This window comes from Danxiaibacter flavus, assembly GCF_041060425.1.
GTDB lineage: Bacteria > Bacteroidota > Bacteroidia > Chitinophagales > Chitinophagaceae > Danxiaibacter > Danxiaibacter flavus.
The window spans coordinates 696,898-721,233 of sequence record NZ_JAULBC010000002.1; the positions used below are offsets into that span (position 1 = coordinate 696,898).

Sequence of the window (24,336 nt, forward strand, 5' to 3'; positions counted from 1 at the left end):
AATTTTAGTTGTAAGCCTACTGTCTTTACTGGTGAGGCAATGTAAATATGATGCTTATTTTTTTCGTCTCCTTTGAATCTGTGAAACCTAACCCAACAAACTGAAATATTTTGTCCTTTCCTTTAAAGGTCACAGTTAATTGGCCATCAACAGCGCGATATCCATGATAAGAACCTGTTGAACCATTGTATTGCCATAGACGGGGTATCACCTGGTTTTCAGCAGTAAAACTTCCGTTAACAACTTTGTAAACAGCGGCCGGCAAGGTATTACTTCCCGGAAACGACAATACTATCTGGTCATCTCCATCCGGAGATTCTACGGTAACCACATAATCTCCGCTTAACTCGTCTTTACCAGCGTATACTGTATCAATAACAACCGGAGCTCCGTTGATTGTCCAATCGGCAGATTCACTTCCGGACTGGCCTGGTTTCGGAGATTTGCCGCCCGAAACATTGAAATATGCTTTCACTGAGCCGGATGTTATCTTCATCGTTTTGTGTGTTCTCTTATCCAGCAATACTGCTTTATAGTTTCCTTCAATTACCGAGTCTGTGATCTTTGTTATCTCAAAACTGCAGGAGCCGGAATCTTTATATGACGCATAATAAGCCGTATCATTCTGATATACGATGTAAGACCGGCCATACAGCGATGTATAAGCATCTGCTATAAAATGTTTTTCCCTCGTGCTTATCATAATACTTAGTATACTGCCTGATGCGTCTGTTCCCTGGATAATGATAGAGTTAACACCGTCGCTGCTTGTTTTGTAAGCAGTATCGATAGTTCCGCCAAAAGCTGCGTCTGATATTCTGAAGGCCCAGTTATTTGCGGGCACGGGAATACCTGAAGGAACAGCGTTTTCTGATTGAACATCTACCTGTTTGGTGCAGGCCACAAATCCTAATAAAAAACAACAGGCCAGAACAAGGGCTGATAGGCTTTTTGTTTTCATGGTGTAATTAAAAATGAGCGAATAGAATATCGCCTTTCGCGTCATCAAACTTTTAATTAGAAAATGATGTTTATTCGGTTATCCGGATAGAGAACAATCATTTTTACACAGGAATTGAGAAGGGGTCTTTTACAAACAGAATAGGATCAGAGGAATAAAAAGGAGTATTGAGATTTAATTACTTTTCATGTAGAGTAATGTCGGCGGATGTGCATCCGTTCCGCTCATAACAAGAATGATATTGCAAATAAAAAGAAAATATTTGGTTACAGGCAATTAATTTTTGATTGGTTTATAGCACATTCCATTTATCACAACGGCTTTTCTTATACCGGGAACGCTTAAACCAAATATGCTTTAAATAAAAATCCCGGTTTCTAACCGGGATTTTTATTTAAAACTTTGGAGCGGTAAAAGTAATGCTGACTATTTTATGCTCTTCGTCAGCAGCGAAATCCATGTTAGAAAATTGCAATACTTTTTTGCCGTCAACAGTCGACACTTTTATCGTTCCTTCCTTTGGACCAAATTCGTAATAACTATTATCTCCAAGAGATTTGTATATTACCGCATCAACATCAAATTCGCCCATTTCGCCCCCGTTCTTTATAGTGTAAATGCCATCCTCAAGAGGCTTATCCCTTTGAAAAATTACCTCAAGCCAGTAATCAGCATTTGGCGACTCTACCGCCAGAACGTAATAAATATCCGCCCACCTTTTATCCCGGTATACCGTATCTATTTGATAATAGTCATCATTAATTTTCCAGGCATGTGTTGGGTCATTATCTTCAGGTTCAGATGGAATTACAGGACCAACCGACCCGTTATTATTCGGCAAATTCAACAAGGCCTTAATCGTTCCCGATTTGAGTGTAATCATTTTATGACTTGCCTTATCAAGCAGCACCGCCTTATAATTTCCTTCTATAACAGAATCTGTAATTTTTGTAATCTCGAATGTAAAGGAACCGGAATCTTTGTATGAAGCGTAATAAAAGGTATCCGTTTGAAAGGAGATAAAGGCTCTTCCATACAAAGAAGTGTAAGCGTCTTTTATGAACTTTTTTTCTTTAGTGCTAAGCATTATACTTATCAAATTTCCTGCAGTATCTGAACCCTGAATAACAATGTTATTAACGCCCTCACTGCTTACAGTGTATGCGGTATCAACTACCCCCGCAAATGAAGAGTCAGGCAATTGAAAACCCCAATTGCTTTCGGTTACATTTAAACCGGGAAGAACAGGTTTTTCTGGTTGAATATCCGCCACTTTCTGACAGGCGGTGAAAATCGTGAGCAGACTTATAACTAGTGTAAGGGTCACCAGGTTTTTTGTTTTCATTGCGATACTTGTTAAATAAGCCGCAAAGAAAGTAAAATATTATGTTACATCTCATTAAAATATTATATCCAAAAAAATAATATTAATTCGAATTATAAACAGCGGCAACGGCAAACAATAAAATTCTAAGTTTGCCGGCCGAATTGATGAAGATATGTTTAGCAGAAAGAATGTTATTTTGATTGTTGCATCTACGGCAGTTTTCTTTGAAGCGTTAGATATTGCCATTCTTAACCTGGCCATTCCGCTGATTCGCACACAATTCCATTTGGAGAATGATGTGATGCAATGGTTGCAGACGGTATATGTACTACTCTATGGCGGTTTCCTGATAATGGGCGGCAAACTCTCTGATACCGTTGGAAGAAAGAAAGTTTTTGTTGCAGGGTCTGCACTGTTTCTGGTCACATCTCTTGGAGCCGGATTATCGTCATCGTTTGGTATGCTCGTTTTTTTCAGAGGTCTGCAAGGACTTGCTGCCGCGATGGTAATGCCCGCGGCTATGTCTATCATCACAAATACATTTACCGATCCCCGGGAAAGAAATAAAGCCATCAGTATATTTAGCTCCTTTGCAGCCGTTGGCTCAGGATGCGGTTTATCAGTCGGCGGAATTATTGCGACACACATGGGCTGGCAATGGGTATTCTTCATTAATGTTCCGGTTATTGCACTTGCCTTACTGCTCGCTTTAAAGTATATTGATAACGATCAACCCGCAAACCGGCCACCCGCCCCGGACGTGGTATCTGCGGTTTTGCTCATTATTGTAATATTGTTGCTTTCCTATATTGTGCATGGGATGGGAGATATAAGTAACAATATTCTGCCTTTAAGCATCGCGGTGTTAGCAGCAGTATCCGGCGCAGCATTTTTTATCCGCCGTTCAAAAAAAATCACATTACCATATATCGACTTTTCACTGTTTAAAGACACGCATACTATTGCAGGTAATGGTGTAACTATACTAATGGGTGCTATTTTTAGTGGTTATCTTTTTGCTGTGTCTTTAGTCTTTCAACAAAACATGCAATACACTGCCGCGCACGCAGGTCTTTTGTTATTTCCCTTCAGCATTTGCTCTGCGTTGGTTTCCAAATTTGTTGTCCCGGGTATTTTAAAAAAGTTATCGCTTGTAAAAACAAGTATTCTTGGCATGACATTGATGCTTACAGGGACTTTATTGTTGATATTATCCATGCAATTTCATTATAATCTTCCCTTATTGTTATTGTCAGCAGCCTGTATAACCGGAACCGGTATGTCTGTATCCTTTCCCGGATTAACTGTAATGAGCATGCATCACATACCAACAGATCAACACGGGTTGGCAGCCAGTGTTTGTACAACATCTTATTTTTTGGGTGCCGGACTTGGACTTTCTATTTTGTCTTTAATTATGCAGATAACCAAATCAGGCGAAAGCCTGAGTTATTTACCTGTTACCACTTTATCCTTTTACGCCTTTACAGGTATCCTTTGGCTGATTTCCATCCTTAAGAAAAAATAAATGGTTAAAGGGCAATTGATGGAGGTCAATAACTTTTTATAAAAATTAAAAAGCTGAAAATTTCAACTTACTGTCTTTAGTAACTAGCAGTTAATCGGTTACAATTTTTTACGGTCAACATATGTCAATATAGTAGTATTAAAAAAATATTACATTAAACTTTTATCGCATTTTGCAATTTAAATTTGCACATCCAATATCCCTATGCTTTGCATATTCATGAAAGGCCTTAAATCAGTTTGTCTCCATTCTTCATGAATTATGCTTAGTCGAGTTTTCGAATTCTAATATCCAATATTCTAAAAACCATTCCCATGCAGAGAATTGTCTGTATTGCACTATGTGCGGTATTGTTACCGTTATGTGCCCTTTCAAAAAGAAATCCATTTGCCCCATCGTCTGCTCCAACTGCATTTACTGCCACAGGTGGCGATACTAAAATCACACTTAACTGGAGCCAACCTTTGAACAATGGAGGCTCGGCTGTTACAAGCTACAAGATTTACCGCGGCACACGAGCGGGAGGATCAAAAAACCTCATTAAAACTGTCGCATCAACCGTCTACTCAATTATTGATGAAGGCAAGGTTAACGGCACCCAGTATTTTTACACCATCAAAGCCGTAAACCTAAGCGGCGATGGAGAATCTTCTCCTGAGGTAAATGCTATTCCGGGCGTGCAAACAGTTGATACGCTTCCCACGGCTACACCTCCCGGAAATATTTCAACACAGCAGCCGGTTACCGACACTTCTGGTCAGACTGCAACCACTCCGCCCCCTTCTTCAACCGACACTTTACCCACACCTCCGTCAACAGATACATCTGCTCCTGTAGTAACTCCACCTGCTACAGATACAACACAGGTGCCTTCGAAAGATTCAACACAAATCCCAACAACAACACCCGAGCCAGACAATGGGGATTATACTACTACTTTCAACATTGTTTCAGGCAAAGCGAATCCATGGGATAGCACGGCCGTAGATCAGCAAGGCTATATGTACACCCCTGCCGGGTATAATAATGGCAATAAAAGAAAATACCCGGCAATTATTTTCCTTCATGGCCTCGGTGAGGTAGGCAGAAACCAGGTTAAACTGCTGGTAAACGAAGGCCTTCCCTACCTGATCAATAACGGAATGAAGCCTGACAGTTGCCTGATCTTTTGTCCGCAATTGCCTTATGGCAGCTGGACTAAAGCAAAGATTGAAGTTGCTATGAACTGGATCATCGCCAATTACAGAATTGACACGACCAGGATCTATGTTACCGGACTTTCACTCGGTGCAAACGGAACTTTTGAAGCACTGAAAGGTATTGGGAACAGGGTTGCTGCGGCTATTTCTTCCAATGGATTTAACAACGGACCTGCCAGCCTTACTACTTCAAATTATAGCATGCTCTGGAATGTTCCCGTATTGTTTATAGGCGGAGATAAAGATGTAACCATCCCTTTTGATTACACAGACAAAACAACTATCCCTGTCGTGACCTCGGTATATTACAGCAATGCCAGAAAAGATCCAACCCTCATTCCAATGGAACTTCTATGTATTAAAGGAGGCACACACAGTAGAAATGTGTGGAACGACAACTGCTACGATATTTCAAAAGCACCTTTCAATTTTATCAACTGGTTTTTGCAATACAGCAAGGATAAAGCATACACAGCAACAAGACAGGTAGAGTTGATGGAAAGGTTTGTATCATTAAAAAAGTTTGACCAGGCATTGTTTAAATACCAAACAGCACTAACCTATGTAAATCAGTTAGCGGCCGGAGATGATAAAACAAAGCTAAGCGACAGGCTTGCAAATGCCTGTTTACAGTTAAACAACGCCGGCAAAAGGTATATTATTAAGTTCGGCAATAGTGTTACAGATGCATCCTATAACTATTTACTAAACGGCGCAACCGGACAAACAGTTTCCGCGCTAAAGGATATGACAAGCAAGCAGACTTCAACCTACAAATTCACCATTACAAAACAGGCGAGCACAACTACGTCGTTTACTACTGACAACACCGTCTTTAATCACAATTATCTCGGCCTTACAAAGGGCTTTTTGCAAAATGGATTTGTTGCAACGGCAGCTGGAGGTTGTTATGAATTCTCCGGACTGGATAATACGAAAACTTACAGACTGGTTGCATTCGGAGCTTATAACCACACCACTCCTTCAACACCGGCAGACCTGACTATTGTTGTTGACAGCACCGTAAAAACATTATTCACCAACACTACTTCTGTTAACTGGATTGAATTTAGCAATATTAAGCCAGTGCAAGGAAAAGTAACATTTATGGTCAAAGGATCGCCCTCTTATAAGAATGTTGATCTGGTTAGCAAAACTGAAACCGGTTCCAGTCAAACAACAGCATCCAACATTGTTGGCTATAATTACAACGCGTATATTAACGGGGTAATGCTGGTTGAAAACCCACCCACCGCTTCAACCACACAAAGAACTATGCTTATGCAACAAAGACAAACGCTGGAGGCGGCGGTACCAGCAGTTGCTAAAGAAGAAGTTTTACAAACCAGTATTTATCCTAATCCCGTTTCAGGTGGTGCATTAAATGTGCAGTTGGCATCTAATGTTAATGGCACAGCATCTGTTTCAGTATACAACATGGAAGGAAAATTAATGCGTATGCAATCTTTTCAAACCATCGGCAAAGGCAACCTGCTAACGCTTAATGTTAGCAATCTGCCCAAAGGTCTTTACCTGGCAAAAATTGCAGCAGCCGGATCTTTCGTAACACACAAAGTTGTTATTCAGTAAAAAATTGTTTTTATCTAAAAGTGAAATAATTAAGCAATAAAATCATCCAAGAGTTTTAACACCTGGACACTACCGATAGCAGTGGCCGTACCTGGCTGAATGAATGCCTGGAATGAACTGCATCAACAAAGCTTAAGGCAAGAAAGGACATCTTACAGATCCATTCGAAACCTTAGGCTTTTGTCTTAAAAAGAAGCATTGTCGCTATTGCATTTCTTCCCCACGATGCATATCTCAACAGCATAATCCCTTGTTGCAAAACACGTCGATATCAGAAGGTGCGGATCAACTTCGTTCGCTGTATAATCAGATGTTGCATAGGCATAAGTTGTGCCAACTATAGCAGCCAATGTTATTAAAACGAGTGTTTTCCTCAATCCGGTTTCTGATAGAACATTGCTATTCAATTATCGTCTGTAAATCCAATTTATCATAATCCCACAAAAATAAGTTCTGGCGAGGTTTATGGTGTTTGAGAGTAAAAAAATGAACTAAAAGAGTACGTTATTTAAATAAACAGTGATTGGCTTTGCAACCTTTTGTTACTTACAGTGGATAATGACAATTAGCGAGCTAAATTCAGTAAAATAAAGACGCTACAACCAATGGATATAAATAAACACGATACGACATAATGTCTGACCACTATTTATATAGCTTGTGTCGGATATTGCAAAGAATATAATTTGTTCTGTAAAACAGTATCTTATACACTTTGAAAAAGATATATTTATCGTACATCGTATTTACCATCTTCCTTTTAGGCCTTACGTCGTGCATACCATTATTTCGCCCGAGTGGGACAAAAGCCACAACCACTATTTACATCTCTAACCCAGAGTATAAACAGCAAATAGGTTTTCCTGCGCGCGTAACGGGAATAAGTCCCGGTATACGTATTTCTGTTAATGTTTCGGTGGTACCGCCAGGTGAACCTGGCTATAGGTATTCCACGACAACCGTAACTTATATGAGTGCGGATATCAACACGAAAATGCTGTCCTCTTTTCCTGTGGACATACAGGTTCCTCAAAGCGGCGCTTATGAGGTTTCAGTTTCATTAACAAGCCTGGATTGCACCTGGGCTCAATCAGCAGCGGCCTGCACTTTAGTAGCTGGCAACGGAGGAATAGCAACGCGCAAACAATTTGTAATGCGCAGAGTATTTTCATTGAGAACAGAATCGGTATTTTTCTTTACGACCTATGCCGACAAATATTCAGAATCATGTTGTTAAAAAGAAAATCATGAAAAAAATAGTCTACATAATTACCATTTCCCTGGTAAGTTCGTTTTTTGCGTGTAATAAACACGGCAATATATCAACAGCAGGAAAAACTGAGAAAGACTCGCTAAACAGTTTAGAGCCGTTTGTTACGGTTATCATAAACAGTCACCAAAACAAATATGGAGATTTCGGCAGTGCAGGAAATGTCGCAGCAACCTTTCCATTATCCTGGAATATCAATTCGGTAGCGATGGATGGCTATCAGATACAACCAAACACCAGCACATCTTTTTTTAGTACTACTGATAGTAAGGATACATCTTTTGAAAGAAAATTGGCTTCTTTTGTTGGAAACAAAGTAACGGTCTCCATTAATGGAAATGGTGTAGAAAATATACCGGCAATTCCTGCAATAAACTTTATTGACATCGAGAAATCATTTGGTGATGATTTCAGTGTCTCTAAATCAACAGGTGCTTCACTGAAATGGGATATCAGAAAGCTGATTGCCATACCAGATGGAAAAAATCTGCGCTTACAAAGTGATCCAATCAATATTCCAAATCAACCCGCAGGCATAAGAACTTATATCCTGATGGCCCCATTTCTTTTAGAAACAATTCCAGATTCATCCAGGGCTCAATATTTCGAAGTCCCTGCTGGCTCAACAACATTTACAATCCCCTCAACTGCTTTTGACAAATACAAGGCAGGCGAGTTTGTCAATATAAAAATTGCATCTGCGTCAAATGTAACCGGAACCGTAGCAAGCCGGACACTTACTGTAGGATCTGTAAGCGTGACGGACATAGATGGCGTTACAGTAAAAAAATAAACAAGGCACCAGACTGGTAAGAAAATTTCGGATACAGTTATATCATCTCTGTCATCAGCAGTTACAACAAAACAACTGAACCTTTTTGAACAAGGTCACATTACAAAGCACCGCCAAACATACCGTATTTATGCTTTTTAATGCAATAATGCAGGTGTTCCTGCACTATTGCATTTGTTCGGGCCATTTATTAACTTACTAATAAATTGTCCGGTATGAAAACCTGCTTTATTATTTCTCCCATTGGACAGGATGGCTCCGATATAAGAAAAAATGCCGACGACCTTTTCGACCTGATCATACAGCCGGCACTTGAAATTTTTGATTTCAAAGTTATAAGGGCCGACAAGTTACTGACCGTATCCGCCATTAATGACGACATTATTAACTACGTCCAAAACGCGGAGTTATGTATTATTGATTTAACCGACCATAATCCAAATGTATTTTATGAATGCGGCAGAAGGCACGAAACAGCCCGGCCATATATTCATATCAAAAGAAAAGGCGAACAGATCCCGTTTGATATATCCGGGATAAGAACCATTGACTATGATCTTTCTGACGGCAGAAAGATCCGGGAATCGATTGACAGCCTGAGAAAATTTATTACTGAACTGGAAAACACCGGCTACTCTTCACAATCATCAACATTTTCTCTCAATACACTTGCAACAACGCTTACCCGCATAGAGCGGAAGCTGGACAATCTTTCTACAAACGGTGCCCCTTCAGTCGCACCAAAGGAAAGTAAAACAGAGGCAGGTAGTCCGTATCGCGTTTATTGGGATGCGCTGGATTCAGGCGACTATCAGAAAGCCACCAATGCCCTCAAACGCTTTATGAACATCAATTACGATTCAAGCCTGCACCTTGATCTGTGCTGCAACCTGACCGATGCGTTTGAGCCGTCTGCCGTAGCCGTAGCGAGACAAATACTGGACACAAAATTCGAGACGTTGAAAATGTCAATCGTTGCAATCGCGCTTGATTCACTTACACGGTTTTATGGCGATGCGATGGCTATTGATGAGCAGTATGATGCATTGAAAGCTTATATTGAAAAAGCTTTGCAGGCCAGTCAGAATGATGTTGACAAAGGCTCTATCTACAATGTTTACGCGAATCTTGAATATACAAAGAAGAATTATCTGAAGGCATTGGATTATCAAAAGAAAGCAGTGGAATTCTATCCGAATTCATCTGTGCTACATTATAATCTTGCACGCATATATGATATTCTCGGCAAGCAGAAAGAAGTGATTGAAACAATTGACAATTATGTGTATGTAGTCTCTAATCAGGGAGAGGCCATCAAGAATGAAGATATCCGCTACCTCAATTATGCCAAGAGTAAGTATGAAGAAGCGAAGATGATGGATCAGGCCGCGAAAGTTGATGCATTAATTGCAGCGAAGCAGGCTGCGAAGTAGGTTCGCCTGATATTTCCTTAAGCCTATTGCGCGGACAAGGGAGTGTTTTACTTTCCCTTTTTCTCCAACATCTTACTTTGTACTAAACGCAAAGCCGGTTCAAACTGTTCTGACCGCATGGCATTTAATGCATCGTTAAACAACGCAATGCCATAATAAAACTGCCCTTCACTGGTGGCTACATCAAATTTTCCCGAACGGGCTAATGCTCCTATATCTGCCATTGTAAAATGTAATGATTCCGGATTTGATCCTATTATTCCGGAGACAGCTGTATTTGCCAATTGAAACATCATTATTGCATAAACAATCCGGCAAATCTGCCGCATCAAAAAGAAACGCGCACGATTGTAATCATTTAAAGCTTCTCCAAAATAAGCCTCCAGCAAAGCATTTTCCTGTGCCGCACCGTTCGCAAAAGAAATAGCAGCGACAGACAGATCAACGTAACGGTCATTTGCAAATGCCGCGTCCCAATCCACGATCCGGATATGTTCTCCATCAAATAAAATATTGTTGGGATTAAGATCATTATGACTGGCAACTTTATCAGTATCGTGCCATGGATAAGCGCGGTTAACCTGTTCGTAATAACAAAATGTTTCATCAAATGCAGGGGCGGCAAAAACCGCAGAAGCTGAAGCTTTGATTTTTTTGATAAGTTCGTTTACCAGGCCCTGCATATCGCCCTGCTTCTTAAACACAGGCATATCGTGCATTTTACGTACAAGCTTTCCCATTGCCTGTGCCAGCGACACCGGATCGGCAAAATGCGCTCTCACTGGTTTTGCATCAATGAATGCACTGATACTGATGCCTTGTGTATGATCTGCGTAAAAAATCTCCGGGGCAATACCTGCAGCTGCAGCAATTTTGTTCATTGCATAAATATCCTCTTCTCCTGGGGTGTCGAGCTTTAAAACGTACGATTCTCCATTCACCACAATTCTGTAAACAATTGCGCCAGACAACCCTCCTTTCAACAAAAAAACAGCGCTTGCCTCCTGCCCAAATGTTGCCTGTATAATGCTTGCTACCAACGTCGCTTTATCAGCGGGAATGATTGAACTGGTGCATCCGGTTTCCATAAGACAATAGTTTAAGTGTGGCTAATTACCTAACAAGTCTATTAGCGGCTTCAGATTTTTTGCTTTTTCATTTGAAATAATATCCCGGGCTGTTGCATTGGCCGTTTCCAGTGCATTGGCAAACAATTCCTTTCCCGTTTTTGTAAGCACGGCATAAGCAATGCGCCCATCCATTTCGTTGGATTCACGAGCAACGAGGCCGATTTTCTCCAGCGGCGCCAGCATTCGTGTAACAGCAGAAGCAGTCAGCCCGGTTTGTTCCGCCAAATCAATACGGCGAAGCTTGCCGCCTGGTGCCTGATGCAACAGGTAGAGCAGTGCAAAGTCGCTGAATCCAATACCGTGCATATTCAGCCTGTCGAAACGACGTGAAATAATTACCTGCGCCTTTGCAAGGTTTAGCAACAGCTTTAATGAGTTATTTACGATAGTTGACATATAATTGAGTACTCAATGATCTTGCAAATAAAAAATATTATTTTAAAATATTGATTTTTATTTTTGTTGAAAGAATTCCTGCAATGAAGGCTTAACTAAATTGGCTTAAAAATAAACCTCAAGAAAGAGGATTATGCTGTTTTGCATTAATTGGGCAGGCATCTGAGAGGCTTTTGTAACACGTTTTTGAAAGGGAGTATTCTTTTAAAGAATCGAAATAAATCATTACACAAATGAAAACTTTCACCAATACATCTTGGCACCAGGTACTATTGAAGGGATTGCATATTAAAATATGCAAGGAATCCCCCTGATAAATTTACTTAAAATCAAACAACGTAGCCGTAAACTCTCCTCGCTCCCGCTTTTTAAAGAGCGCTTTAAAGTTGCCTTTATAACGAATAAACTTAGGAACAAGCAAGCCATTTATCTTCGTCATCTGCACTTCCATCTTTACATCAAAATCATATACGGCTGCATTATAGCTTAGGGAGTAACTACGCGCCAGTACCTGCATGTTTTTATAGTCGAACCAGGTGGTCATTTCATCAATAACAACATCATCTCTTCTGAACATCCCAAGGTCTTCTTTTGCTTTTACTGTAAATACGTAAGCGTAATCACCGTTATAAGGAACATAGTCCAGGCGATAGTCATACAGCTTGTGAGCATTGTCGTCGTACAGATCCAATTTATTCCCGATAAAGGGAATTCCGGGAATTTTTTTTCCGGGATTGAAGAACAACATTTTCAATTGTTCTATGTGTTTATCAATTCCCCTTTTACCATCGGTGGAAATGGTACTGCCGTTAACAATATTGTTCTCACCACAAATCTTTTCTTTTGAAAAAAATAAACCGGCGAACATTTCACCGCTCATATAGTTAAAGTCACCATTGTTATCGAGCATATCGCCTGTTACCTGCTGATCCGTTACAGTTGTATACCGGCAGCCCTTTTCCCTGTGTTGCAAAGACTTGCTATTATAGGAGGCTGCCACTGCATTATTCTTATCCAGCATACGAAGATTATTGTAAGCCGAATATTCAATGACGCGGAGATTGCGAAAAGCTTTATAGAAAGTTGTATCGTTTTTAATACGCTGAAGAACGCTTTTATAATCAAGGTTATTTCTTACAATTACGTCGGGAAGCCGATAACTTTTTCCTTCAAAAAAAATTGTTGTATCCTGAGCATATCCCACAATTACCAGCAACATACATGCAATAGAAAAGAAAACCTTCATCTTTATCATTTAATTTAATCAATCAAAACCCGTACCCGAGGACGTTATACGTTTTAAGTTATACGTTGTACGTTTTTCAGAGCGAAGTTGATGCGACTCTAAAATCCGGGCTTCGACGTATAACGTATAACTTACAACGTAAAACGTTACTTAGCGAATGTCATCTTGTAATCAACCCTTACCTTTCCTTTGCTGATATCATTCAATTTACCCTGCAGCATTTTTTTACGCAGAGGTTTTAAGTAATCTATGAAAAGCTTACCTTCTATATGATCATATTCATGCTGAATAATGCGTGCTGTTAATCCATTGAAGGTTTCTGTATGGGGTTCAAAGTTTTCATCGACATATTCCAATGTTACAGTTTCAGGACGCATAATATCTTCCCTTATTTTCGGAATGCTCAGGCAGCCTTCGTTGTAGCTCCACTCCTCGCCCTCCAGCTCAACAACATGCGGATTGATAAAAACACGCTTAATGCCCGGCTCGTCAGGGTATTGCCCTTTCTCATCATTTTCCTGATTCTCAAAGATCTGAGCGCTATCCATAACAAAAATGCGGATGTCGCGGTTAATCTGCGGTGCGGCAAGGCCAACACCGTTACTGGCGTACATGGTTTCCCACATGTCAGCGATCAATTTCGCCAGATCTTTATAATCAGGGGTAATATCCTTTGCTACTTTTCTTAACACTGGCGCACCATAGGCTACTATCGGTAAAATCATATCTGTAAATAATTGAAATATATTATCTTAAACTATTCCTATTCAACTCTATACCATTGAATTGCCTGCAAAGATAGCACTTTACGAGAAGCTTTAAGTTAAACCACAGAGACAGGACGGCACAGCGAACAGCTTCCTAATGGACAATTGACATTTGAAAATTGAAAATGAACGGCGGCGAGTAATGCAAGCTTTAAATTAATCCAGTACGTATTGAGCTTCCGAAATATGGTAAATCAACGCCGTGTATCGTTATTTTCGCCCTGTCTCCGTGGTTCCCAAAAACCGTTTATAAAAAAATATCTCCAAAAATTTGGAAACTTAACACTGTAAACTATTTTTGTATCGAATTATTAATTCAATGGGAATAGCCGAAAGAAAAGAACGACATAAAGAAGACATTAAAAAGCGTATCCTGGAAGCAGCAAAAGAGTTGTTTTTGGAAAAAGGCTTTGAGGCTACTTCCATGCGGAATATTGCGGAAAAAGTTGAGTTCAGTCCTACAGCATTATACCTGTATTTCAAGGAGAAGAATAACATTATTTACGCATTGCACCAGGAAGGGTTCAGAATGCTGGCTTCAAAATTCCAGGTGCTCGCAATGGTCTCAGATCCGATGGAAAGGCTGAAAGCGATGGGCCGCATATACATGCAGTTTGCTATGGAAAACAGTGATTTCTATGAACTCATGTTTATTATGAAAGAACCATTGCAATACCTGGAAGGTTGCCCGGACGAAGATTGGCAGGAAGGCGAAAAAGTTTATCATGCATTATACAACACCATCCTCGAGTGCCAGCAAAAGAGACTTTTTTCGAATATCGAAGCACACGGACTTTCTTTAATGATCTGGAGCACAATGCACGGACTTTGCACTATGAAAATCCACGGCCAGCTGGATCATATGACATCGAATAAAAACATATTACCGGAAGTGGAATCAAAAATTGACTATGTATACGAAACATTCATAGCTGTGCTGGAACGGATGGCCTGATTTTTTTTGCCCCTTAACTTAACAGTGTAAACTAAATTAACACTGAACATTTAATTCGCTTTAAACCAAAAATTTCAATGAAATGAAAACATTGCTAAAGCGGGCAGGCACCACTATGGGTATACTGCTCCTGACTGTAAATCTTTGCCTGAAGGCGAACGCACAAACAGGTGTGCCTGCAAACTATATCGATGAAGGTTTCAAAAACAACCTCGTATTGCAGCAGAAAAAGGTATCGCTGGAAAAAGCACTGAACGATCTGCAAACTGCAAAATCTCTTTTCCTGCCTTCTGTAGATTTTTTGGCCGGCTATCAATCTGCTAACGGCGGAAGAAGTATTGATATTCCGGTTGGTGACATGTTGAACCCGGTTTACTCCACTTTGAACCAGCTTACCAACAGCAAACAGTTTCCACAGATTCAAAATGTATCTCAGCAATTACTGCCTGCCAACTTCTATGATGCGAGAGTGCATACAACCATGCCGTTGCTGAATACGGATCTCATCTACAATAAAAAGATCCAGGAACAACAGGTGACCTTGCAGAATTATGAGGTGGAGATTTATCAAAGAGAATTGGTAAAGAATATCAAGACGGCCTACTTCGCATATCTCGGCGCACTTCAATCTATTCAGATTTATGAAGCATCTGCACAGCTTGCAGAAGAAGGAAAACGGGTTAATGAAAGTTTATTGAATAACGGTAAGGGATTGCCGGCGTATGTACTCAGATCTAACAGCGAGATTGAGACCATTCAGGCACAACTTACCAATGCAAGATTGCAGGCAGATAACGCAAAAGCATATTTCAATTTTTTGTTGAACCGTCCGCGTGAAGAATCAGTTGATCCAAATTTCAACGCGACAGACAGTCTGCAAGCCATCTCAACATTATTGATCAATGAACCCGATTTCAACAGCCGCGAAGAACTTAAATCACTAAAAGAGGCAGTAAGATTAAATGAGACTGTTGAGAAGATGAATCGCAGCTATGCCATTCCCAAACTAAGCGGTTTTCTTGATCTGGGCAGCCAGGCCGAAGGCTGGAAGTTAAATGAAGATTCACGCTATTACTTTGCAGGAGTGCAATTAAGCATGCCCATATTTGCCGGCAATCGAAATAACATTAAGATCCGCCAGTCCGAACTGGATGTAAAAAATGCAAAGCTCGGACTAACACAGGCAACAGAGCAATTTGCCATCACCGCGTCTACTGCTAAGAACAATCTTGTCGCGACTTATAAAGTATATCTGTCCTCTTTAAAACAGCTGGAAGCAGCAGAAAGCTACCAGCGGTTGATTGAAAAGGGCTATAAGGCTGGCACTAATACATTCATTGAAAGTGTAGATGCCCGCAACCAGTTAACAGCAGCTCAGCTCGCAAAAAATCTCAACCTCTACAAAGTATTTGTTGCGGCTGCTGAACTTGAAAGACAAACCGCTTCTTATAACATCCATAAATAACTCTCCGGTATGAAACATCTATCTTATCTATCCATAATTACTACGCTGCTGCTAATTACCTCATGTGGTACGAAACAGCAAAAAGAGCAGGTTTCACAAAATGACACGATTCCTGTAAAAGTCCTGGAACTACAGCAACAGCTTTCGGGTAGCGCGATTCACACATCAGGACAATTCACTACTGATGACGAAACCAATCTTTCTTTTAAAACCGGTGGCATTGTAAACCGCGTTTATGTAAAAGAAGGTGACGCGGTTTCTAAAGGACAATTATTGGCGACTCTTCATCAAACAGAGATTTCGGCACAGGTACAGCAAGCCGAGCTCGGTTATGAAAAAGCACAAAGGGATTACAACAGAACAGCAGCTTTATATAAAGACAGTGTAGCCACACTCGAACAATTTCAGAACAGTAAGACAGCATTGGACATAGCAAGACAACAAGTGAATGCAGCAAAGTTCAACCAGAATTATTCTGAGATCCGCGCAACAAGCAGTGGTTATGTACTGAAAAAATTTATCAATGACGGCCAGGTGGTGAACGCGGGCGCAGCAGTGTTACAGATCAATGGAGCGCATCAGGGGCAATGGATTTTAAAGGCGGGTATTAGCGACAAAGAATGGAGTGTAATTAAAACAGGTGATAAAGCAACTGTAAAAACTGATGCGCTTCCTGGCCAGTCATTAGATGCAACTATTTCAAAAAAATCAGAAGGCATTGATCCTGCAACAGGCACTTTTACAATTGATATTACATTAACAGGAAAAGTTCCTCCGGTTATTGCCGCAGGCTTATTCGGACAGGCAACAATCAATACGTCACAACAAACCAAATCGTGGACCATTCCTTACGATGCAATACTTGACGCAGATGCAGGCAAGGCATTTGTGTTCGTCACCAATGATCACAAAACCGCAACCAGAGTTCCCGTAACCATCGCAGCCATCGATCATAAACAAGTACATATTAATGAAGGATTGGAAAATGCACAGGCTGTGATCGTTACAGGCAATGCGTATTTGAATGATAAATCACCGATTAGGATAGTGCAATAAAATGTACGATGTACGATATCAGATGTACGATGTGTGCAGGTGCTGCTTGCTCATTACCTGCAAAAACTGATTAATAAGAAGAGCGAGGTGTTACACGCACAGCACGCTGCTGCATCTTTCACTATTCACCATTGACCATTGACTACAATAAATCTAACACAATGAAAATATCTGATTACGCGGTTAAAAATTACCAGTTCACATTGATACTGGTGATCATGGCTGTGGTGCTTGGAATCACCACCATCCTTACTATGCCACGCTCAGAGGATCCGGATATTAAGTCGCCGCAGTTTCCTGTTGTTGTTATTTATCCCGGCGCCGGACCAAAAGATATTGAAGAGCTCGTAGTAAAACCACTGGAGAAAAAGATCTATGCGCTTGACAACATCAAAGAAATTAAGACATCTATCCAGGACGGACTTGCTGTTTTAAATGTCGAATACAAATACAACAGCAATGTGGATGACAAGTACCAGGAACTGGTGCGTGAAATAAATTCTATTAGAAGCACACTTCCACAAGAAGTAAGCAGCATAGAAGTTAAGAAGATCACACCTTCGGATGTGAACGTTTTGCAGATTGCATTGGTATCTGAAAATGCATCGCGTGAAAAATTAAAAAAGGCGGCAGAAGATTTACAGGAAGCACTGGAAAAAGTGCCCGCCCTAAAGAATGTTGAAATTGCCGGAATGCCGAAACAAGTTGTTAGGGTTGACCTGCAATTGGACAAAATGGCCCAGATGCACATTCCTTTCAGCAGTGTAGCGTCGGCAATACAAAGTGAAATTGCGAACATTCCGGGCGGAAGTGTGAATGAAGGAACAAAATCATTCAACATAAAAACAAGCGGCAATTATCAGAACATTGATGAGATAAGAAACACCGTTGCTTATAGCTTAAATGGCCGCAATGTTTTGCTGAAAGATATTGCCAATGTCTACTTTGATTTTGCACCTGAAACAGATATCACAAGATTGAATGGCCACAGAAGTGTATTTGTGGTAGCAGCACAAAAAACAGGCGAAAATATTTCTTCTACGCAAAAAGCTTATCTGCCTGTAATTGAAGAATTCAAAAAAACGCTGCCCTCCAATATTGATCTGCAGTTAAGCTTTGACCAGGCGAGCAATGTAAACAGAAGACTTTCGGGGCTGGGCGAAGATTTTCTGATCGCGATCTTACTGGTTTCGATTACATTGTTACCGTTGGGCTTCAGAGCTGCGTTGGTAGTAATGATTTCCATTCCTTTGTCACTCGCAGTCGGCATCGTTCTCGTGAATCTTGCAGGATTTAATCTGAATCAATTAAGTATAGTCGGACTTGTTGTTGCACTTGGATTATTAGTGGATGATAGTATCGTCGTGGTTGAAAATATTGAACGATGGATACTGGAAGGTCATTCTACTTTGGAAGCGACGTTAAAAGCAACCAAACAAATTGGCCTTGCTGTTGTGGGATGTACAGCCACGTTGATCATTGCCTTTTTGCCACTTGTATTTTTACCGGAGGCTTCAGGAGATTTTATCAGAAGTTTACCTATTGCTGTAATAGCATGTATCATAGCCTCTATGATTGTGGCACTAACGGTAGTACCCTTTTTGTCGAGCAGGTTCCTTAAAAATCACAAAGGACATCCTGATGGAAATATGTTCCTGCGTGCCTTCAAGAAAACCATTCACCGCAGCTATGCGCCGTTATTGAACATTGCATTGAAGAAACCCGTGATGACAGTCGTTATCGCAGCGTTGATCTTTGTTGGTGCGCTACGTTTGTTTCCTGTCGTAGGCTTCAGCTTGTTCCCGGCTTCTGAGAAACCACAATTTTTGATAAACGTAGTTACGCCTTTACAATCCAATCTTTTTTATACTGATAGTATTACAAAGCAGATTGAAAAAGAACTGGCAAAAATACCAGAGGTTAAAAATTATGCATCCAATGTAGGCAAAGGAAATCCACGTATTTACTATAACGTTATTCAACAAAACGAACGCGCTGATTTTGCAGAGTTATTTGTTCAGCTAAACGTGGAAACTACACCAGCACGTAAGTTGGAAATCATTGAATCACTCAGAAAAAAATGGACGCCATATCCGGGCGCAAAAATCGAAGTGAAGAATTTTGAACAGGGCCCACCGGTACTTGCGCCTGTTGAAGTACGTCTGCTTGGAGAGAATCTTGATACACTTCATGCACTATCATTGCAGGTAGAAGAAATGCTGAAGAAAGTACCCGGAACATTGTATGTCAACAACCCGATCCGCAACCAGAAATCCGATATCAAAATCGCAATTAACAAAGACAAAGCTCAATCATTGGGCATTGCGACAGTTAACATTGATCGCACCATCCGCATGGCTGTTGCAGGTATTAACCTCGGCACATTTATCAATCCTGATACAAAAGGTGATGACTATGATGTGATTGTTTCCAAACCCAGGCCAATGTACCCGGATCTGACCGTCTTTAATGACCTGTACATTAACAATTCACAAGGTGCCGCAATTCCTTTCAATCAGCTTGCGGATATGCACATGGAGACTTCACCAGTGAGCATTAATCACTTTAATAAAACACGAACCGTGTCTGTGACATCATTTGTGCAAAAAGGATTTTTGAATGATGAAGTAACCAAAAATGTTATTGCATCCATGCACAACATAAAATTGCCTGCAGGGTACAGTTTTGAAATGGGCGGCGAATTTGAAAGCAGGGGAAAATCATTCGGCGGATTTGGCAGCATTATCATCACAACAGTGTTCTTATTTATTGCAGTGTTGATATTGGAGTTCAAAACATTTAAGAGCACACTGATCGTACTATCTGTAATTCCGCTTGGAATAGTTGGAGCAGTGCTTGCATTATTAATAACAGGTAATTCACTATCCTTTGTTGCTGTGATCGGCATTATCGCACTTGCAGGCATTGAAGTGAAGAATACTATTTTGCTGGTTGATTTTACCAACCAGTTACGTGCCGAAGGAATGCCTTTAGATGACGCGATACGCGAAGCCGGTGAGGTAAGATTTCTACCGATTATCTTAACCACACTTACGGCGATTGGAGGCTTGTTGCCAATTGCGATCTCAACCAATCCGTTGATTGCACCGTTGGCGATTGTAATGATTGGCGGACTGATCAGTTCAACATTACTTTCAAGAATTGTTACACCTGTGGCCTACAAATTAATTCCGCCGTCTATTGAATCAATAAAAAAAGAAAAGGCAAAAAAAGCTGAAGTGGCGGCGCACTAAGTTTTTATCGCTGATGGCTGATTTTAGGATGTCTGATTTGCTTAAATGCAACAACGTAATGAAACGTAACAGCCTTGTCTTTTAGGAGAGAGAATTTATCAATTATTTACAGTTGGTTTTGGTTAGAATGTAAACGGCTTTGTATCTACAAGGCCGTTTTATGTTAGATGTACGATGTACGATTTTAGATGTAAGGGAGAATCGCTGATGGATGATTTGAGGATGTTTGATTTATTCTTCCTGAATTAATCACAAGAATGATACAACACCAAATTAATGCCGGCATTAGAAGGAGCTTTTTCCTAAATCACTTTATAAAAAGATAAGCAAACCTGTCAAAGTAAAATTGCGCAAAGATGCACTTTGGAGAGGCGTGGGCCGGCAAAACGGCCGGAGGCATCGGGTTTGCCTTGATCTTTTGGTTCTTTTGGATCAAGCCAAAAGAACTTATGAAAAAGGATAATTGTAATAATGTTGTATGGAAAGTCAACTACCGACCTAAGTACAATAATCGAGTAACCTAAGGAGCTGGCAAAGAGCTGATAGCTCAAAGCTGACAGCTTAAAGCTCCTTGCTTCTCAAATATTCCTGCAACATAATGGTTGCTGCAACCTGGTCAACATTCCCTTTTTTCTGACGATCCTTTTTCTTCATGCCCATTTCAACCATTGCCTGAGAGGCCATTTTAGAAGTATACCTTTCATCAACCGTTTGTATAGGAATGGCAGGAAATTCTTTAGTTAGCCTTTTAATAAAATCATGAACCATTTGTGTTGCATGCGTATCGCTTTCATCCCAATTTTTTGGTTCACCGATCAATATCAATTCAACCTGTTCCTGCAGAAAATATTTCTTGAGATAAGGCATTAATTCTTTTGTCTCAACAGTCGTAAGACTGCTCGCAATAATTTGCAAAGGATCAGTCACTGCCAATCCCGTGCGTTTTCCACCATAATCTATGCAAATAATACGTGCCATAAAGCTATCAGCTGTCAGCTATCAGCTTTTTTAAGTTGTAGGTTATAAGTTTTACGTTGTATGTTGTTTCACGCAGCGTTCGCAATGAAGCGGCGACGCAGCGGTTTGCGCCTTCTTAGGGTTATACGTTGAAAGTTGTACGTTCTACGTTTAAGCCCTTATAGGCGCTTGCGCCCTTAAATCTTTGTGCACCTTAGCGCCTTTGCGTCTTGGTGGCGAAAAAAAACTCCGTGTTTCTCCGTGTCGCCCTGTCTCCGTGGTTCAATTACAGTGCCATTAAATCGGCAATCACAAACAAGGCAAACACCACGCTCGCAATACCATTCGCCGTCATAAAAGCAATATTCACTTTACTCAAATCTGTCGGTTTTACAATTGAATGCTGATACAATAACATCCCCACAAATACAGCAATCCCAATCCAGTACAGCCAGTGAAAACTTCCCAGTAATCCCGCAGCAATCACACACCCTGAACTGATAACATGAAGTAATTCTGATACACGTAATGCCTTGCTTTTTCCTACTGCAGTTGGTATTGAATAAAGGTTTTGAGAATTATCAAAATCAACATCCTGCAACGCATAAATAATATCAAATCCACTCACCCAAAAAATCACCGCAAAAGAAAACAGCAAGGGCAATACTTCAAACTTACCAGTAACAGCAAGAAATGCACCGATCGGAGCCAATGATAATCCCAATCCCAACACCAGGTGACACAAGGGCGTGAAGCGTTTGGTATAGCTGTAAAACAAAACAACAAACAACGCTACCGGTGACAAATAAAAACAAATTCGATTAATGAAGAAAGTTGCAGCTACAAACAGAATGCAATTCACGATCACAAATCTTAATGCACTGTTTGGAGAAATAATTCCGCGTGGTATTTCACGAATTGCTGTGCGCGGATTCTTAGCATCGAAACTTCTGTCAAGATACCTGTTGAAAGCCATCGCTGCGCTACGAGCAGTTACCATACAGATTAGCACGAGAAATAATTTTACTCCCAATTCTTTAAACGGGAGTCCGGTTCCCAAATCAATCACCTTATCCAGGCTTGTGACATTGGGATAGGGATTATAGAAAACTCCCAGCGTAAACCCAATCATCGCAAAAGGCAGTGCAAAAATGGTATGTGAAAATTTTACGAGACTTAAATAGTTCTTTACTGTAGGCATTTTACTAGTTATTAACTTATGTGTTTATTCTTCTTCTTTGTTCAATAATAATTGTAATTCTTCGGGAATTGAAATTGAAACGTATCCATCTTTTGCGGGCGTTTCAGGAAACTGTTCAAATTTTCCATCGTAAAACCAGTAAAGGTTAGTGGTAATATTACCCGGATCTTCATTAAAGAATTTGATCACGGGTTCAGAGATGAGTTCAATCCGCTTCAAAACATTCTTATCATTCAACGGAGAAACAAATGCAGTTCCTTTTGTCGGAATTGCTACCAGCGATCCTAACTCGCCATTGATGGATGAAAGATTTCTGTCAAAATCCGCGACAAAGGATGCAGAAAAATCACCGCTGAATAAGATGAACATATCTATTCCGTCTTCATGCTCCACTTTATTCACTGTAATCTCTTCCTCGCCCACATTACTTAATGCCTGTTCAAAAAGCACTTCATTAGGCTGATTCCATTCCGCAATGTCTTCCTGCTTTAAATACCTGAACTGATTGTCATAATCAAAAACAAGCAACGAACATGTACCAGGAAAATGTGATGTCCAAACCAGTTCTTTACCAAACTCCTGCCTTAACAACAGTTGGTCCTTAACGAGCATTTTTAAAAATGGTTTTGCAGCTTCATAGTCTTTGCGATAGTAAACAAGCGGACTGTCGTCAAAGTTAACTTTGTTAAAATGACTGTAGATAACCGATTCCCACTCATTTTTTTCAGCACCGGCTACAAACCTCACCAGGTTATCAAAACCATACTTCAGCTCTTTCTCATTTTCGTCCCGTACAGTTATATAACCATCCTCCAGTTTTATTACTTCTTCACCCTTATCCCGGAAATACGCCATCACAATATCAAGCATATTGTTGTACTGTTGTTGCGTAAGTAAGTGTGTATACTCTTTAGGTATTTTCTTATCTATCGAATTCTTCTTAAAAAAACTAAACATATTTTATTTTCCCTGACAGCGTCAATGCCCGGCCGTTGTTTAATTATAATGATTTACATAATTCCCATAATACTATTCCTGCAGCAACAGAAATATTCAAAGAATGCTTCATGCCATATTGCGGAATTTCAATGCAACCGTCGCAAAGTCTAATCACGTCTTCATGAACTCCGTCTACTTCGTTACCGAACACTACCGCAATTTTTTCGTCAGCATTCATTTTAAAACTCTCCAATGAAATACTTCCCTCCACCTGCTCAATCGCATACACTTTAAATCCTCTTTCCCTTAGCTGATTAACAGCGGTCACCGTTTCATCAAGGTAGATCCAATCAACAGAATCAGTCGCTCCCAAAGCAGTTTTATTAATGTCCCTGTGGGGAGGTTGCGGCGTATATCCGCACAGGCAAATGCCTTCCAGTAAAAATGCATCTGCTGTCCTGAACACACTTCCCACATTATGCATACTCCTGATATTGTCTAGTACAGCTATCACCGGGTTCTTTTCTGCTTCCTTAAATTCCTGCACCGTCTTACGATCCAGTTCGTCCATGCTTAATTTCCGCATGGCGCAAAGATAAGGAAGAGCAGGCGGCTGTGAGCTATCAGCTATTAGCTTTTAGCTGTGAGGCGTCAGGTATCAGGTTTCAGGTTTCAGGTTTCAGGCTTGAGGTATAAAGCTTAAGGTGTTAGACTGGAGAAACATAGGATAATATATTAAATATGTTATTAGAATCATTTACTTGTTCACACGTTTGCTTATTCGCACATTTGCATATTTGCCCATTCGTACATCTCCCATTTGCACATCTGCACATTCACACATTCGCACATTTACACATTCGTTCCGC

19 protein-coding genes are annotated in these 24,336 nt (G+C 40.4%); 9 read left to right on the top strand and 10 right to left on the bottom strand.

All coding sequences use genetic code 11. From position 1 onward, the window contains the following. Window positions 1-25: 25 nt before the first annotated feature. The gene (locus tag QTN47_RS08545) at window positions 26-961 is read right to left on the bottom strand and encodes a hypothetical protein (RefSeq protein WP_369328931.1); all 936 of its coding nucleotides are present in this window, start codon (window positions 959-961) and stop codon (window positions 26-28) included. A 394-nt stretch (window positions 962-1,355) separates the two neighbouring features. Continuing rightward, window positions 1,356-2,306 (bottom strand): hypothetical protein, encoded by a 951-nt coding sequence (locus QTN47_RS08550; RefSeq protein WP_369328932.1) that lies wholly within the window; start codon window positions 2,304-2,306, stop codon window positions 1,356-1,358. 154 nt (window positions 2,307-2,460) lie between these two features. Between QTN47_RS08550 and QTN47_RS08555 the strand changes: the two genes are divergently transcribed. The 5 genes from QTN47_RS08555 to QTN47_RS08575 all read left to right on the top strand — a co-directional run bounded on the left by QTN47_RS08555 (window position 2,461) and on the right by QTN47_RS08575 (window position 10,101). Next, complete coding sequence (locus QTN47_RS08555; RefSeq protein ID WP_369328933.1) at window positions 2,461-3,816, top strand: MFS transporter; 1,356 nt, start codon at window positions 2,461-2,463, stop codon at window positions 3,814-3,816. A 314-nt stretch (window positions 3,817-4,130) separates the two neighbouring features. Continuing rightward, window positions 4,131-6,605 carry a T9SS type A sorting domain-containing protein gene (locus QTN47_RS08560; RefSeq protein ID WP_369328934.1) on the top strand — a complete coding sequence of 825 codons (2,475 nt, stop codon included), beginning with the start codon at window positions 4,131-4,133 and terminating at the stop codon, window positions 6,603-6,605. Window positions 6,606-7,320: 715 nt separating this feature from the next. Beyond that, a complete protein-coding gene (locus QTN47_RS08565) occupies window positions 7,321-7,842 on the top strand; it encodes a hypothetical protein (protein WP_369328935.1) in 522 nt (173 codons plus the stop codon). Window positions 7,843-7,852: 10 nt separating this feature from the next. Beyond that, window positions 7,853-8,668 carry a hypothetical protein gene (locus tag QTN47_RS08570; protein ID WP_369328936.1) on the top strand — a complete coding sequence of 272 codons (816 nt, stop codon included), beginning with the start codon at window positions 7,853-7,855 and terminating at the stop codon, window positions 8,666-8,668. A gap of 215 nt (window positions 8,669-8,883) precedes the next feature. Next, complete coding sequence (locus QTN47_RS08575; protein WP_369328937.1) at window positions 8,884-10,101, top strand: tetratricopeptide repeat protein; 1,218 nt, start codon at window positions 8,884-8,886, stop codon at window positions 10,099-10,101. 47 nt (window positions 10,102-10,148) lie between these two features. Here QTN47_RS08575 and QTN47_RS08580 read toward each other — a convergent pair whose 3' ends face one another. From QTN47_RS08580 to def, 4 genes are all read right to left on the bottom strand, one after another. Next, window positions 10,149-11,189: a phosphotransferase gene (locus QTN47_RS08580; RefSeq protein ID WP_369328938.1), complete on the bottom strand. Its 1,041-nt coding sequence runs from the start codon at window positions 11,187-11,189 to the stop codon at window positions 10,149-10,151. 21 nt (window positions 11,190-11,210) lie between these two features. Then, window positions 11,211-11,627, bottom strand: a complete 417-nt coding sequence (locus QTN47_RS08585; protein ID WP_369328939.1) for a MarR family winged helix-turn-helix transcriptional regulator — start codon at window positions 11,625-11,627, stop codon at window positions 11,211-11,213. 319 nt (window positions 11,628-11,946) lie between these two features. After that, window positions 11,947-12,873, bottom strand: a complete 927-nt coding sequence (locus QTN47_RS08590; protein WP_369328940.1) for a hypothetical protein — start codon at window positions 12,871-12,873, stop codon at window positions 11,947-11,949. Between the two features lie 146 nt (window positions 12,874-13,019). After that, the gene (gene def / locus QTN47_RS08595) at window positions 13,020-13,598 is read right to left on the bottom strand and encodes a peptide deformylase (RefSeq protein ID WP_369328941.1); all 579 of its coding nucleotides are present in this window, start codon (window positions 13,596-13,598) and stop codon (window positions 13,020-13,022) included. Window positions 13,599-13,959: 361 nt separating this feature from the next. Between def and QTN47_RS08600 the strand changes: the two genes are divergently transcribed. The 4 genes from QTN47_RS08600 (at window position 13,960) to QTN47_RS08615 (ending at window position 20,370) form a co-directional block, all read left to right on the top strand. Then, the gene (locus tag QTN47_RS08600) at window positions 13,960-14,595 is read left to right on the top strand and encodes a TetR/AcrR family transcriptional regulator (RefSeq protein ID WP_369328942.1); all 636 of its coding nucleotides are present in this window, start codon (window positions 13,960-13,962) and stop codon (window positions 14,593-14,595) included. An 82-nt stretch (window positions 14,596-14,677) separates the two neighbouring features. Then, on the top strand, window positions 14,678-16,060 hold the full coding sequence (locus tag QTN47_RS08605; RefSeq protein WP_369328943.1) for a TolC family protein: 1,383 nt from the start codon (window positions 14,678-14,680) through the stop codon (window positions 16,058-16,060). A gap of 9 nt (window positions 16,061-16,069) precedes the next feature. Continuing rightward, window positions 16,070-17,116 (top strand): efflux RND transporter periplasmic adaptor subunit, encoded by a 1,047-nt coding sequence (locus QTN47_RS08610; protein ID WP_369328944.1) that lies wholly within the window; start codon window positions 16,070-16,072, stop codon window positions 17,114-17,116. Between the two features lie 161 nt (window positions 17,117-17,277). Then, window positions 17,278-20,370, top strand: coding sequence for an efflux RND transporter permease subunit (locus QTN47_RS08615; protein ID WP_369328945.1), 3,093 nt, complete (start codon window positions 17,278-17,280; stop codon window positions 20,368-20,370). 561 nt (window positions 20,371-20,931) lie between these two features. On the opposite strand, the gene ruvX is transcribed toward QTN47_RS08615, so the two are convergent. The 4 genes from ruvX to QTN47_RS08635 form a co-directional block, all read right to left on the bottom strand. Continuing rightward, entirely contained in the window at window positions 20,932-21,348 is a 417-nt protein-coding gene (ruvX, locus tag QTN47_RS08620) for a Holliday junction resolvase RuvX (protein WP_369328946.1), read from the bottom strand. Window positions 21,349-21,613: 265 nt separating this feature from the next. Beyond that, on the bottom strand, window positions 21,614-22,528 hold the full coding sequence (locus QTN47_RS08625; RefSeq protein WP_369328947.1) for a UbiA-like polyprenyltransferase: 915 nt from the start codon (window positions 22,526-22,528) through the stop codon (window positions 21,614-21,616). Between the two features lie 24 nt (window positions 22,529-22,552). Beyond that, complete coding sequence (locus tag QTN47_RS08630; protein WP_369328948.1) at window positions 22,553-23,485, bottom strand: hypothetical protein; 933 nt, start codon at window positions 23,483-23,485, stop codon at window positions 22,553-22,555. A 43-nt stretch (window positions 23,486-23,528) separates the two neighbouring features. Next, window positions 23,529-24,053, bottom strand: coding sequence for an RNA methyltransferase (locus QTN47_RS08635; RefSeq protein ID WP_369328949.1), 525 nt, complete (start codon window positions 24,051-24,053; stop codon window positions 23,529-23,531). Window positions 24,054-24,336: the final 283 nt, after the last annotated feature.